The sequence below is a fragment of the Butyrivibrio sp. AE2032 genome, assembly GCF_000702965.1.
In genome coordinates this window covers 1,046,390-1,061,335 of sequence record NZ_JNLF01000005.1, presented here as the reverse complement: position 1 = coordinate 1,061,335, position 14,946 = coordinate 1,046,390, and the positions used below count along the sequence as shown (strand labels likewise).

At 47.5% G+C, this 14,946-nt stretch carries 8 protein-coding genes; 2 read left to right on the top strand and 6 right to left on the bottom strand.

Annotated features, from left to right (window positions below):
* Window positions 1–100: 100 nt before the first annotated feature.
* The gene (locus tag BO18_RS22515) at window positions 101–1,678 is read left to right on the top strand and encodes a sialate O-acetylesterase (RefSeq protein ID WP_081861206.1); all 1,578 of its coding nucleotides are present in this window, start codon (window positions 101–103) and stop codon (window positions 1,676–1,678) included.
* Between the two features lies 1 nt (window position 1,679).
* Complete coding sequence (locus BO18_RS22510; protein ID WP_034449820.1) at window positions 1,680–2,111, top strand: CBS domain-containing protein; 432 nt, start codon at window positions 1,680–1,682, stop codon at window positions 2,109–2,111.
* A 52-nt stretch (window positions 2,112–2,163) separates the two neighbouring features.
* Here the strand turns inward: BO18_RS22510 and BO18_RS22505 are convergent, their stop codons facing one another.
* The 6 genes from BO18_RS22505 to BO18_RS22480 form a co-directional block, all read right to left on the bottom strand.
* A complete protein-coding gene (locus BO18_RS22505) occupies window positions 2,164–3,774 on the bottom strand; it encodes an LCP family protein (protein ID WP_034449819.1) in 1,611 nt (536 codons plus the stop codon).
* A 26-nt stretch (window positions 3,775–3,800) separates the two neighbouring features.
* Window positions 3,801–5,180, bottom strand: coding sequence for a hypothetical protein (locus BO18_RS22500; protein WP_034449818.1), 1,380 nt, complete (start codon window positions 5,178–5,180; stop codon window positions 3,801–3,803).
* A 130-nt stretch (window positions 5,181–5,310) separates the two neighbouring features.
* Entirely contained in the window at window positions 5,311–8,085 is a 2,775-nt protein-coding gene (gene yidC / locus BO18_RS22495; protein ID WP_034449817.1) for a membrane protein insertase YidC, read from the bottom strand.
* Window positions 8,086–8,104: 19 nt separating this feature from the next.
* Complete coding sequence (locus BO18_RS22490) at window positions 8,105–10,879, bottom strand: YidC/Oxa1 family membrane protein insertase (protein ID WP_034449815.1); 2,775 nt, start codon at window positions 10,877–10,879, stop codon at window positions 8,105–8,107.
* Window positions 10,876–13,641 (bottom strand): membrane protein insertase YidC, encoded by a 2,766-nt coding sequence (gene yidC, locus BO18_RS22485; protein ID WP_034449814.1) that lies wholly within the window; start codon window positions 13,639–13,641, stop codon window positions 10,876–10,878. The genes BO18_RS22490 and yidC (BO18_RS22485) overlap by 4 nt, the downstream gene beginning before the upstream one ends.
* Window positions 13,641–14,813, bottom strand: a complete 1,173-nt coding sequence (locus BO18_RS22480; protein WP_051689062.1) for a CDP-glycerol glycerophosphotransferase family protein — start codon at window positions 14,811–14,813, stop codon at window positions 13,641–13,643. Before BO18_RS22480 ends, yidC (BO18_RS22485) begins: the two co-directional genes overlap by 1 nt.
* Window positions 14,814–14,946: the final 133 nt, after the last annotated feature.

Below are 14,946 nucleotides of genomic sequence, written 5' to 3'. Positions count from 1 at the left end.
GTGACTAACATTTTTAATGTATCGTATATCTAGAATATTCCAACCATTTATGTGTGTAGGAATGACAAAAAGATTCGTATATTTGTTATAATTAAAAGGTATGGCATTAAAACTTAACGGCATTTTCAGAGATAGGATGGTCTTCCAGTGGGGCGCTGAGCTCCGCGTGTTCGGATACTCCGATAAGACCTGTGTGATCAGATGCTCACTCTGCAAAGACGGTGAGGAGATCAGCACGGGGACATGCGGCACCGAACAGGATGGAAGTTTCCTCGTATGCCTGGAACCGGTCGATGAACCGGGCGGTCCTTACGAGATCAGGATCTTAGAAGATGATATCGTTGCTTACGAGATCCGCGACGCATATGCAGGCGAAGTATGGCTTGCGGCAGGCGGTGGAAATATGGATTATCCTCTCGCAAGATCCGAGTTTGCGAAGTTTATCATGCCGAAGATCGGTAAGACAGAGATCCGTTATTACAAGGTTCCCGCTTTCGGACATATGAACGAGGCACAGGCAAAGGCTGAAGCCGAGACCGAATGGATCGACATTAACAGCGAGACTGCCGGTCAGATGAGTGCCGTGGCTTTCTATTTCGCAAGAGAGATCGAATCAAGACTTGATTCAAAGATCGGCATTATCCAGTGCTGTGCCACAAGATCCACGATAGACAACTGGCAGAGCGTCGAGTCACTCCTTACCACCAAGGAAGGCAGAACATATATCAGGGATTTCGACGATGCCGCTTCCGAGCTCACACCGGAAGAATATGATAAAGAGTACGCAGAATATCTCGAAAAATACAGAAAATACAATGAGATCCTGGAGGAAGCTCTTAAAGAGAATCCCTGGATGACATATCCCGAAGCTGACGCAAAGCTTGGTCCCGCGCCCTGGCCGGCACCGATAGGACCCAAGTCGGCAAGACACCCCGGCTCCGCTTTTGAATGCATGATCTTAAGGATCGCGCCTTATACGTTAAGAGGAGTCATTTTCTATCAGGGCGAGGCGGATACCGACGGACACCAGTCCGAATACGGTCACGTTTTCGAGACCATGATCAAGGAATGGCGCGATGTCTTCTTTGACGACCAGTTGCCGTTCATCTTCTGCCAGCTTCCGATGTATATTTCCAAAGACCGTAAGTATATGGGCTTCGATGACATGAGCTGGCCGCTCCTCCGCGAGCAGCAGCAGATCGTTGCCATCGACATGCCTAATGTCTACATGGCAGTTATAGTTGACTGCGGCGAGTTTAATAACCTGTTCCCGTCTGACAAGAAGACTCCCGGTGACAGACTTGCGCTCCTGGCAGAAAAATTCGTATACGGTTTTGAGAAGGTCGATGCAGTATCGCCGTTCATCATCGATGCGAGACGCGGAGAAGGCGTTGAGATCACGTTCGGAGGAGATTATCTGCTCCTGAACCTCACCACGGGTTTCGGTCCTGACGATTCCGGATTTGAGATCGCAGGCGAGGACGGCAAGTACTATCCTGCTGAAGCTTCGGTAGACTTCGACGGAAAGACCATCCTGCTCTCATGCCCGCTGGTCGAATTCCCTTCGAAGGTAAGATATGCATTCTTCTCATATGGTCCGACACCGCTCCACGCGCAGAATGGTCTCACCGCTACACCTTTCCAGGTAAGGATCGACAAGGATCTTGGCGGAGTCTGATATGAACATCGCTTTTTTTACACGTCCCAAGCAGGAGATAACATATCTTTATTCTGACTTTACGGTCCGTCAGGCACTCGAGAAGATGCATAACAGTTCCTATACTGCCGTTCCCGTTGTTGACCGTGAAGGACACTATATAGCGACCGTTACGGAAGGAGATCTTCTCTGGTTTATCGTAAAGGGAGAGGGCGGAGAGCCGCACACCATGGCGATAGAGAGCCTCGAGCAGTTTAAGCTCACGGACGTCGGACTCAACGAGCACAGAAACCAGCCGATATCGATCAGCTCATCTATAGAGGACCTGATTATAAGATCGATGGAAACGAACTTCGTTCCGATAGTCGACGACCGCGGGATATTCATAGGAATAGTGACCCGGAGGTCGATCATCAAGCATTATTACGAGAAGAACATACTGCCGCACGAGTAAACCCGCTGCGGCTTTTCAATTTAAAAGGACCGCTCAGTGCGGTCCTTTGGTTTTATACGTCGTCGTCTGTAAGTATCCCGCCCGTCATGACTTTGTTTATCAGTTCCGTTCCGTAATTGACAGTGCTCGAGTCGGGATATGTGACATACAGTTTCTGGTTCGGCATCGAGTATGTGTAATCGTATCCGCCGCTTCCGCTTACAGCATAGGATTTGACGTTCCATGACGCAAGGTCGTCGAGCTGCATCCTTACAAGAGTGTCGATCTCTTTAACATCCATGTTTGTTACGATGAAGCCCTGAAGATCTGAAAGGATCGAATTGTAGTTTAAGAGCAGCGTGGAGTGGTCCGAGGTCAGTTTGTTTATGATCGCCGTAATGAGACGCATCTGGTTCTGTCCGCGCGTGTTATCGCCGGCCGCGAAAGCATAACGCTCGCGCGCGAAGACAACGGCCTGTGGTCCGTTAAGCGTGATATCGCCTGAAGGGAAGGAGTATCCTCTTGCATAGAAACTCTGCGGGTTGTAGATCGATACGCCGCCGATGTCATCAACGAGTTTTTCAGCACCAGTGAAGTTGATCTGGACATAGTAGTTTATGTCGCAGCCATACAGGTTCTCGAGTCCCGTGATGGAGCAGTCAACGCCGTAGATGCCGAGATGTGTGAGCTTATCCTTTGTGCCGTAGCTCGATCTCGGGTTGGGAACATAGAAGTCTCTCGGTGTGTTGAGCAGGAGGATCTGTTTTGTCTGGGGATTTACGACCATCAGGATATTGACGTCGCTCCTTGAAATGGTAAACATCTTTTCCCTGGTGTCAGAGCCGCTGATATAGACTATGAACGGCTCCAGATCAACGTTCTCGACCTTGCCGGTCGCCGTCTTGATCTCAACAGGCTTATCTGCTGTTCCGGCCGCTGAATAAGGATTGGAAGCTTCCGCCTGTGTAAGTTCATCATGTGTGATCTCGATGGTGGCGATAAGTCTTGCTTTGTCACCGAAATCCGAATACTGGTCAGTTTCCTTAAGGATCTCGACATAGTTATGTTCGATGACGGCGGCACCCACATTGTTCTTGAGCAGTGCATCTGCCACCTCGGCTATTGAAGCGAAGTCTGAGGCATTTACCTGTGTGCCGAGACGGCTGTTGATCTTGGTTACCGCAGCGAATGAGGCAGGACCGTCGTATCCGCCTATTACGCCGAAAGAATAACCCTTGCATTCTTCGATGTTCTGAGCGGGATCATCGTATCTGACGTATACGTTCATCGTGGCAGCTGCATCGGCCTTGTCAGAGATAGTGATCTCCTTGACGGTCTTATTTACTTTATCCATTACGTTTCCGGCATAGACAGCACCGCCGCATACGGCAAGAGACAGAACGATCGCGATAAAACGGCGGAACGTCCTGGCAGCGTTTGCTTTTGTCCCGGCAAAGAAAAGAAGATAGTTCAGGAACAGCAGGATGACCAATACTCCTCCGAATGTAAAAAGGAGTTTGTTAGGGAACATACCGAGCGTATGAGCCCTGAAGTATGCATATCCCGAGGTTGCTGCCTGAGCGAAAAGAAGTATTCCCGCAAATGTCCTCCATGAGCGGTTTTTCTTTTTCTCTTTGGCTTTCTTCTCCTGATCGAGCCTGACTTTCTCAAATGTGTGTTTCATGGTTCATTCCCTTTATCCTTTTGTTTTCAGACAGTTTCGACTGCCTCTTTCTTACGGCGCCATCTGCGCTTGAGTTTCTTTGATTCCTTTATCTCCTGTTTTACGGGTGCATAGTCCTTGAGATCCAGGAGTGCGGACAACATCTCCGTCTCCGGCTTATAGCGTGAGGACATGACCAGCTCTATCTTGCGGTCCTCGGTGCGGATCTTAAGGAATCTCGCGCACTTTTCGAGGTATACCGGTTTGTTTTCGTGCCTCTCACAGAGTTCACTCCAGGATACGATGTAAGGCTTCCTTATGAGGCGCTTATAGACCAGATCGGTCTTTTCGCCTTCCTTGATGAGCCAGACCCTCGAACGCTTCGGAAGACGTCCTATGCCGTGGAATGTATAGACCGACATGGCGATCTCCATGTCAGGGTACAGTTTCCTGAGTCTTCTGGGAACGTGTTTCTCGATCCTCGGAACCTGATCGTTGCGCTTGAAGATCTTCCTGAGGATCGTATATGCATAGATGTCTTTATAGTACTGTGAGACTCTGGCGAGTATTCTGAACAGGAACAGACCGGCGACAGCGATGTGGATGCTGACGATGAAGCTTACGACAGGCGCGAAGATCTGAAGAAGCATAAGCACTATATGAAGGAAACCCTTGATGATCTGCCATATAAAACTGGTTCCCTTAACAGGGATGGCAGCGACTATGACTTCCCATTTGTCGACACATGAATATGTGCAGTAGTAGAAGATCGAGATGGCGATTACCGTGATACCGGCAAGAATATACGTGCCGGCATCCGGACCTCCGTTTTCTCTCGACTTGCCGATGAAGTGAACGGCACGTACTGCAAGAGCTCCGCCTTTTACTCCCGGAGGATCCGCTTCGAGCGCTTCGGTCGTTACGAAGGGCAGGAGAGAGATGGAAACCGTGCAGATATAACCGACTAATTTGTCGAGTTTGTCGATGGTCTCTTCGGATACGATCTTGGATTCGGCAAAAGAATGGATGACGATAAGCGCGGCGGCTACGAGGGTCAGAAAGACTGCCGCGTAGGGATTTGCTATCGGGAGCTTTCCGACTTCCCTTATTATCGGCACGCCGTTAAGAAAATCCGCGATGCTGCAAAGCACAGCCGAGTCGGGCGAATAGACCGCTGCGTTCTCGATGGCGCCTAAGATGGCAAGCACCGCCATAGTGGCTGACGGGTTGATGGAAGCCGTGACTGCCGTGGAGAATGCGCCGGAATAAAAAGCGAGGTCTGTGGCAAAGCTTGCGGGTTCCGGAGCGCGGTTCGATCCGAAGCCGGCTGCCAGGCTTATCATGGGGATGAGAGCAACGCACAAGAGCGCGATAAGGGCTCCTGCGGTTCTTCTCAGTCTTGTCTTATCAGATTCGATCAGGCGCATGTTTGTCCTCCCTTACAGTTCAAATAGCGTCCTTGGGACGGCGATCTACAGAGCACAGTCCGCTGAATTATCAACTTACTATTATACACTGTCCCATTATTTGATTGTTTTCACGGAAATTACGATATCCTTACCATTCACCCAGGAACTTCCAGTTATTGGGATCGTGCGGATCACCTTCGACGGAATACCATTCGCCCGGAAGGAACGTATTCCCGTTATTAATGTTTATATCAAGGTCTTGTGAATAAAAGACTGTCTGAGGCCCGTTTTTCAGTTGTGAATCGATAGGATTATGTGTAAACGGATTTGTCGGGTTTTCTATAAGTCCGGATGTTGCAAGCACAGGTGTGTCTCCGTTTGTCATGAACTCTTCAGACACGGTGAATCCCGTGGCATCGAAATCCTTTACCAGAAGGAGAGGCATAAAGTACTGCATTGTGGTGTCGTTGCACATGACGGGGAACTGTTCTATGTTCCTTCCGTGATCGGCCACGATGATTATCCTGGTATTGTCATAGACACCGTTTTCGCGCAGATAATCGAACCATTTTCCGAATTGGATCATGGCAGCCATATATGCGTGATAATACGTGAGCTGATCCTGCGTGGTCATCGGCATCGTTACGCCGTCCACCGTGTATCTTGATACCATGTCGACATCATAAGCCGTGTTGTCGACATACATTGCCGGAACATAATCGGGTTCCTGGAGAAGGCTGGGTGAGTGAACGGTGTCGTTGGACATCATGAGGAATGTATTCTCAGAAGAGTCACTTATTTCCGTCATGTTTGGCAGATTGGTCAGAACGGGATATGACTCCAGGAACACCTTGCTGTAGCCTGTGCTCTTGCTGATGCCGTCCAATCTCTGTACCAGGGATGAGACATTCACGATCCCGTCCGTGTCCGGGACAGATGATGCGGCTTCATTGTACAAACCGCCGTTATATACTGTTTCCTGCAGGAGCAGCGGGGAAATCTTCATCAGTGAGAAACAGAAGAAATTCCTGTTGCGGATCTTGTCCACACGTTCATGCATCATGGCAGAGGATTCGGAATTTTCATCTTCGAAGATGCTGAACTTCGCGTTGGTTATATAACTGCTGATATCAGGATAATCATCGTATATCGACAGATCGGGGATCATGCCATATCCGGCGTAAGTGGGGTCGAAGACAGTGACTTTGAATCCGTTATTGTCGAAGAGCACGGGCATGACCTTGAGTGATTCATTCTGCTTGCTCTCGAGTGATTCTTCAGATCTGGCATTTATCCTCTCTGGCGTATATTCATAACCGCCGTAAAGAGCGGGTGAGCCGAAATTCGTATAAGGTCCGAAAGATATAGTATTCGGGTAGAACGTAAACCCGTCAAACTGCTCTTTGATTTCAGGCTTCTCGTTGATGACATAGGGCAACTGCGCGCTCATGGTCCTGTCAAGCATGACGACGACCACGTTCTTTCCGTTTTTGCTGAGCGGTATGACAGGCATCTCTTCTGAGGGCCGGGTTGTTGCGATGTAAGCATTATAGCCCCGCATGACGACAGAGGAATTATAGATTCCGCTTACTGCGACTGTAAGGATACCTACGATAAGGATACTCCTGGCGATCTTCCTGAACTTTACGGCAACAAGCACGAGAACAGCGGCTGCGGCGGAAACGGCAAGAGTGTTTATCAGGTATTCGGTGACAGTAAATGACGGTGGAGTGTCATATTGCAGAGTAGATGACATAAGCCCCAGATCTGTACCGAAAAGCAGATAGTCCAGGATCGACACTCCGCAGATAACCCATATTCCTTTGCAGAATAATGTTTTGATCTTGTTGCTCATGAAGAAATAGAATACGCCTGCCCACAGTACCCATGAACCGAGTGAAAGGAACATTGAGTTTACTATATAGAGGACCGGGTTAGAAGGATCCAGGACGTCTACAAATTCCGCTGACGAAGCGCGGATAACTGAGGAGGGAATAAGAAATCCCGTAAAAAGCGCCATGAAGAACGCACCCGCAAAGAAGAAGGAATGGTCATCTTTTTCAATCGCTGCCTTGGATACGGGTTTTGTTTTCTTTTTTATAAGTCCCGAAATGAGCGGGAGAGCGAGAAGTACGCATCCTGCAGAAAGGAGTATCTTCTGCCTTGCATCAAGGTCTGTCCTGATGAGCGAGAGGACAAGTAAGACTCCGCCTGCAGCGGCGAGTACGATGTTCAGCACCTTCCTCGGGTTCTTGAGCTTATAGAAGATGTTCTTAACGAGTGAGAATACGTTGTTTAAGAGCCAGTAGAATACAAGACCCGAAGGTGAGCGGTAGAGCAGTACCAGGAATACGGCAGCAAGTCCGTATACCTGTATCTTTGCTTTAAGGGGATGTCCTTTTGTGTAGATAATGCCCGATATGATGTTTATGAGAGTCATCAGGATAGGGAGGACATTAACAGGGAAAGATCCTATCGTGAACATGGCATCTTCCTTGCCCAGGTCGGAGATAAAGCCGAACTGCATTCCCTGAAGGCTCTGCATGCCTGATAAGAGATTATAGGCGGCGATGAAGAACGGTATCTGCAGGAGCAAAGATACGGAACTCTTCAAAGCATATACGGGCTTATAGTGATTGATGCGGTAGTATTCCTGCATCATGAGGAAACGCTCGTCACCTTTGAAAACGCTCTTTATCTGCTTGATGCGGGGAGCCATCTTTGCCTGGATGTCGCGCTCTTCGGCCTGCAGTTCATCCGCTCTCTTATACAGAGGAAGAACGAGGAAATTTACTGCGAGGCTTAAGAAGATTATGGAAAGTCCGGCATTGCCGATAAGTCTGTTTGCAACTGTATAGATGACTTCAAAGAGAAGCTCCAGAGGAGAAATTATCAACGTGTACAGCGCAGTTAATACATACATTGCCTTTACTCTTTTCCATTTACCAATTGCCTAAATATGTCCAGCTGTCAGGATCATGAGGATCACCCTCAACGGAATACCAGTCTCCCGGGAGGAACGTGTTGCCATTATTAACATAAAGATTGAGATCTCTGGAGAAAAAAACTGTCTGAGGGCCGGCTTTCATTTGCGAATCAATAGGATTACCCGTGAAGGGATTGGTTGGATCATCTATGAGGTTGGCAGTTGCAAGAGCCGGAGTATCACTGTTGGTCATAAATTCATCAGATATTGTAAACCCACTCTTATCAAAATCTTTTACTAATAATATTGGCATAAAGAACTGAACATCCAAATTATTGCACATTATTGAAAACTGTTCTGTATTAAATCCATGGTCAGACACGATTATAATCCTTGTATTATCATAGACACCGTTTTCGCGCAGGTAATCGAACCACTTTCCAAATTGGATAAATGCTGCCATGTAGGAGTGATAATATGTGACCTGTTCAGGTGTGGCCATGGGCAGTGTCTTGCCGTCCAGTGTGTAGCGTGATTCATTGTCAACATCATATTCCGTGTTGTCGACATACATAGCCGGAACATAGTCAGGTTCCTGCAACAGACAGGGAGAATGGACTGTGTCGTTGGACATCATGAGGAATGTATTCTTCGAATCATCACTGATCGTGGTCATTTCCGGAAGATTGCAGAGCACAGGATATGCTTCAAGGAAAAATTTGTTGTATCCCGTGCTTTTTGAAAGTCCTTCCGTATGCTGGACGTACGAGGAAACGGCAGCTTCTTTTTCGTTAGATGAAGTAAATATGGCTTCATTATAGATACCGCCGTCATAGATCGTTTCCTGCAGGATAAGAGGCGCTGTCTTCATCAGTGAAAAGCAGAAAAAATTACGGTTGCGGATATCATCAACCCTGTTGTGCATGCTGAGAGCCATGTCACTCTGCTCTTCATCATTATCAAGGATACTGAATTTTGCATTGGTGATATAGCAGTTAAACTCAGGATGATCGTCAAAGACTGACAGGTCCGGTATGAATTCGTAACCGGCATAGGTTGGGTCAAAAATAGTGACTTCATATCCGTTCTCGCCAAAGATGACTGGCATGACTTTCAGCGCCTCGTTTTGTTTGCTCTCAAGGCTTTCTTCAGACCTGGCATTCAGTCTTTCCGGAGTGTATTCGTATCCGCCGTATAAAGCGGGCGTGGCAAGATTTGTATACGGTCCGTATGAGATGGTGTTGGTATAGTAAGTAAACCCGTCAAACTGTTCTTTGATCTCAGGTTTCTCCTGGAAAATATACGGCAAATGAAGGCTCATTGTACGGTCGAGCATAACAACGACGACGTTCTTTCCGTTTTTGCTCAAAGGTATCTGCGGAGTTTCGGCGGAAGGCCTGAAACTCTCCATATACTGCTTGTATGTATGAAGGATGTCTTTGGACTGGAACGCGCCTATCGAAAGAGTTGTCAGGATGCCGACGATCATCATGCCGCGGGCTATTTTCCTGAATTTAATATATGCAAATGTGGCAACTAAGGCTACGGCAGCAACCACCAGTGTATTCAGCAGATATTCCTGAAAAGCGAAAGAGGGCTGGTTGTCAAACTGCAGCGTGGAAGAAAGATTGCCGAGATTCGTTCCGAAGAGCATATAGTCTGCGATGGAGACGCCGCAGATCATCCAGATTGCATTGCTGAATAACGATCTGGTCTTTCCGCTCATGAAGAAGTAGAAGACACCGGCCCACAGGACCCATGTGCCAAACGACAACAGTATCGAATTGATTATGTATATATAAGGGTTGGAAGGATAAAGAACATCGATAAATTCCTGTGTGGATGATTTTATTATTGTTACCGGAATAAGAAATCCCGTAAAAAGCGCCATAAAGAACGCACCCGCAAAGAAGAAGGAATGGTCAGCTTTTGCGGGCTCTGTCTTAGTCACAGGCTTTGTCTTCTTCTTGATGAGTCCCGAAATGAGGGGCAGAGCGAGCAGCACGCATCCTGCAGAAAGGAGTATCTTCTGCCTTGCATCAAGGTCAGTCCTGATGAGAGAAAGGACAATTATTACTCCGCCTGCTATGGCAAGTACGATGTTCAGTACCTTTCTCGGGTTCTTGAGCTTATAGAAGATATTCTTAACGAGAGAGAATACGTTGTTTAAGAGCCAGTAGAATACAAGACCCGAAGGCGAGCGGTAGAGCAGTACGAGGAATACAGCGGCAAGACCGTATACCTGTATCTTCGCCTTAAGAGGATGTCCCTTTGTGTAGATAATGCCCGACACTATGTTGATGAGCGTCATCAGGATGGGGAGGATATTAACGGGGAAAGAGCCTATAGTGAACATGGCGTCTTCCTTGCCCAGGTCGGAGATAAAGCCGAACTGCATTCCCTGAAGACTCTGCATGCCTGATAAGAGGTTATAGGCTGCGATGAAGAACGGTATCTGCAGGAGCAAAGAGACTGAACTTTTCAGTGCATAGATTGGCTTGTAATTATTTATGCGATAGTATTCCTGAAGCATCAGAAAACGTTCATCACCACTGAATGTCCGCTTTATGTGTTTGACCATAAAGGCCATTTCATTCTGAATATCGCGCTCTTCAGTCTGCAATTCATCCGCTCTCTTATACAGAGGAAGAACGAGGAAGTTTACTGCGAGGCTTAAAAAGATGATGGACAGTCCCGCATTGCCGATAAGTCTGTTTGCAACGGTATAGATGACTTCAAAGAGAAGCTCAAGAGGAGAAATTATCAACGTATACAGCGCAGATAAGATCATAACTGTTCTCTCCAGCTAGCCGGATCATGCGGATCGCCTTCGAGTACGTACCATTTGCCGGGCAGGAAGGTGTTTCCGTTGTTTACGTCAACATCAATCTCGTTGGAGAAAAAGATGTTCTGAGGACCGTTCTTGGCATCGGAGTTGATCGGATTATTCGTGAAAGGATTAACGGGATCGTCAATCAGGCCTTCTGTGGCAAGAGCGGGTGTGTCACCATTCGTCATGAACTCCTCTGATACCGTGAATCCTGTTGCATTAAAGTCCTTTACCATCAGGAGCGGCATGAAATATTCCATGTCCTGATCTCCGCATGTGATGCCGAACTGTCCCAGATCTCTTCCGTGGTCTGCAACGAGGATGATCCTCGTGTTGTCGTAGACACCGTTTTCGCGCAGATAGTCGAACCATTTGCCAAGTTCGATATATGCAGCCATGTTTGCCTGATAGTGAATGATCTGATCCTCTGTGGTCATCTGCATCGTTACGCCGTCTACCGTGTATCTTGATACCATGTCGACGTCATATGCAGTGTTGTCGACATTCATTGCCGGAACATAATCGGGTTCCTGCAGCAGACAGGGTGAGTGCGTCGTGTCATTGGACATCATGAGGAAGTTGTTTTCGTTACCGTTGCTGATCTTCGTGATGTTTGGCAGATTGGTGAGTACGGCATAGGATTCCAGGAAGAACTTGCGGTAGCCTGTACTCTTCGAAAGACCGTCCATGTGCTGTACGACGGAGACATTCATGTCTTCCGTGCTGCCGTTCGTGTTGGATTCGTTATACATGCCTCCGTCATAGACCGTCTCCTGCAGGATGACGGGAGAGATCCTCATGAGTGAGAAGAAGAACAGGTTGCGGTTGCGGATTGCATTGACGCGGGCGGACAGTTCGGCGGATGCTTCGCTGTTGCCGTCGCTCTCGAAATAGTTGAACCGTCCCATTGTGTTATAGCAGTGTAACGAAGGTATGTTGCAGTCATCGTAAATGGAAAGGTCGGGGATGGACTTATAGCCGGCGTAAGTCGGATCGCACACTGTAACGTTATATCCGTTCCCGCCGAAGATGACGGGCATGACCTTCAATGCCTCGTTGTGTTTGCTCTCAAGGCTTTCGCTGTCTCTGGCGTTCATATTCTCGGGCGTGTAATCATAGCCGCCGTAAAGGACGGGTGCGCCAAAGTTGGTATACGGTCCATAGGAAACCGTGTTGGGATAGTATGTAAAGCCGTCGAACTGTTCGAGCAGTTCGGGTTTCTCGTTGAATATATAAGGTGTCTCAGTACCCATCGCACGGTCGAGCATAAGTACTATGACGTTCTTTCCGTTTTTGCTCAAAGGTATCTCGGGCATCTCCGAAGAAGGAGCCGAACTGCTCTGATACCACAGATATGTGCGCCAGACATCGGCGGAATTGTATGCGCCGATGGCCATGACAGAGAGGATCCCGACGACAAGTACGTTCTTCGCGATCTTGTGGAATTTGATGTATGCAAAATAGAAGATGACAGAAACAGCTGCGATCGCGAGCAGGTTCAGCAGATGCTCGGTCAGTTCGAAAGACGGGCTCAGGTCGTACTGCAGTGTGGAGGAAAGGTTGCCGAGTTTCCTGCCGAAAAGGAGATGATCTGCAAGCGAGACGCCGCATATGATCCATATCGCCTTGCAGAACAATACTTTGATTTTATCGCTCATGAAGAAATAGAAGACGCCGCCCCAAAGCACCCAGCTGCCGAAGGACAGCAGCATCGAGTTGATGATGTAGAAAGCAGGATTATAAGGGTGCATTACGTCTATGAATTCTGCGGGAGAAGCATCGACGATGCCGGCGGGTATAAGAAGTCCTGTTATGAAAGCCATGAGAATTGCTCCGCCGAAGAAGAATACCCTGTCAGCTTTAGCGGGCTCAGCCTTTGACACAGGCTTTGTTTTCTTCCTGATGAGTCCCGAAACGAGCGGGAGAGCAAGGAGTACGCATCCTGCAGAGAGGAGTATCTTCTGCCTTGCATCAAGGTCTGTCCTGATGAGCGAGAGGACAAGTATGATTCCGCCTGCAGCGGCGAGTACGATGTTCAGCACCTTCCTCGGGTTCTTGAGCTTATAGAAGATATTCTTAACGAGGGAGAATACGTTGTTTAAGAGCCAGTAGAAAACAAGACCAGAAGGTGAACGGTAGAGCAATACCAGGAATACGGCAGCAAGTCCGTATACCTGTATCTTCGCTTTAAGGGGATGTCCTTTTGTGTAGATGATGCCCGATATGATGTTTATGAGAGTCATCAGGATAGGGAGAACATTAACAGGGAAAGATCCTATCGTGAACATGGCATCTTCCTTGCCCAGGTCGGAGATAAAGCCGAACTGCATTCCCTGAAGGCTCTGCATGCCTGATAAGAGATTATAGGCGGCGATGAAGAACGGTATCTGCAGGAGCAAAGATACGGAACTCTTCAAAGCATAGACGGGCTTATAGTGATTGACGCGGTAGTATTCCTGCATCATGAGGAAACGCTCGTCACCTTTGAAAACGCTCTTTATCTGCTTGATTCGCGGAGCCATCTTTGCCTGGATGTCGCGCTCTTCGGCCTGCAGCTCATCCGCTCTCTTATACAGAGGAAGAACGAGGAAATTTACTGCGAGGCTTAAGAAAATGATGGAAAGTCCGGCATTGCCGATGATCTTGTCGGCAACCATGAATATGACTTCAAAGAGAAGCTCCAGTGGAGAGATTATGAAGGTGTAGAGCATTGAAAGGATCATTAGATAATGCTCTTCCCTTTTAATGTAAGGTGCCTTGTGCTTTTAGGAGAGACGTTTTTGTCTTTTTCCTTTTCTTCAGCAGCCTTTTTGGCAATGACTTCATTATATTTTTCCATTATGAAATCTACCGTTCTTTTTGTTCCTTCCCCCATGTGGAGCCATGTCTCTGCTCTTGCTTTGTCACGTCCGGCCGCAAAGGAAGGATCTTCTATGCATTTGTCGATAAGATCCTTTATTTCGCTGACATTTTCTTCGTTTAATACCAGACCGAGCTCAGGCAGGATCCTGAAAGTCCAAGGTGTTTCTTTGATCCAAAAAGCATCATAGGGACTTATATCATATTTAGTGTCCGTATATATCAATGGTTTGTCGAACACCAACGTGAAATCGAATATTATTCCGGAAAAATCCGAAATAAGGATATCAGCACGGCGCAGGACTTCAAAATTATCATTGTCCCGGTTCCATTCCACCTTCGAAGGGTCGGTGTATTTGGACATGAGTTTATTGAGCATTTCCTTTTCCGATGCATAAGACTGCGGATGCGGCCTGACGATGACCTTGTATCCCGTAGAGATAAGGGCATCGATAAGTTTTTCGCCGAACCTCGAAAGTATGCCGCTCTTGCCCCACGAGGGAGCCATAAGGACTGTTCTCTCATGAGGAGGAAGCTCACCTGCGGCATCGAGTCTCTTTTTCATTTCGTCCATATACGGAATGCCCACGATGGGTGCCTCTCTGGGCTTGATATGGCGCATTTTTTCCAACAGTCTTATTTCTTCAACCTGATACTCTCCGGAGAGAGGGAGCGCGTCAAAGTGATCAGTACCGAACATACGGTACATTGAAATATCATTTGCCCCGTGCTGGACATGTATGTAGTAATCGACATTTGGTGAACGTTTCCATTGGAAGACATCAAGGCTTGGTGTAGTAGCTACGACAATGTTTGCATTGAGAAGATTGAGCTTGGAGAAAGCTTTATTACCTTCTCCGATATACTCGCACGTGATGTGTTCATATTTCTTGCTTAAAGCCGGATCATCTTCGGAACACGTCATATAAACAACTTTCTGATGACGTTTTTCAAATTCATTCAGGAGCGGTTCGAAAACATTCCAATATCTTTTATGGTCGGTGAATACCACGATGGGTATTTTTTGTGCATTCATTTTATTTTTTCGTGTGCCGGATGAGAATTTCAATTTCATTAACAGTGCACGGATAGAGAATAATGCCACACTAAATAAACCAAATAGTATGGTAAAGAGCATTCCACCCGTGCCGGGATCAATATATAGAACG

Excerpts from the sequence above, each read along its gene's own strand:
- BO18_RS22515 (WP_081861206.1), top strand. The coding sequence starts at position 101 with ATGGCATTAAAACTTAACGGCATTTTCAGAGATAGGATGGTCTTCCAG.
- BO18_RS22510 (WP_034449820.1), top strand. The coding sequence starts at position 1,680 with ATGAACATCGCTTTTTTTACACGTCCCAAGCAGGAGATAACATATCTT.
- BO18_RS22505 (WP_034449819.1), bottom strand. The coding sequence starts at position 3,774 with ATGAAACACACATTTGAGAAAGTCAGGCTCGATCAGGAGAAGAAAGCC.
- BO18_RS22500 (WP_034449818.1), bottom strand. The coding sequence starts at position 5,180 with ATGCGCCTGATCGAATCTGATAAGACAAGACTGAGAAGAACCGCAGGA.
- yidC (WP_034449817.1), bottom strand. The coding sequence starts at position 8,085 with ATGTATGTATTAACTGCGCTGTACACGTTGATAATTTCTCCTCTGGAG.
- BO18_RS22490 (WP_034449815.1), bottom strand. The coding sequence starts at position 10,879 with ATGATCTTATCTGCGCTGTATACGTTGATAATTTCTCCTCTTGAGCTT.
- yidC (WP_034449814.1), bottom strand. The coding sequence starts at position 13,641 with ATGATCCTTTCAATGCTCTACACCTTCATAATCTCTCCACTGGAGCTT.
- BO18_RS22480 (WP_051689062.1), bottom strand. The coding sequence starts at position 14,813 with ATGAATGCACAAAAAATACCCATCGTGGTATTCACCGACCATAAAAGA.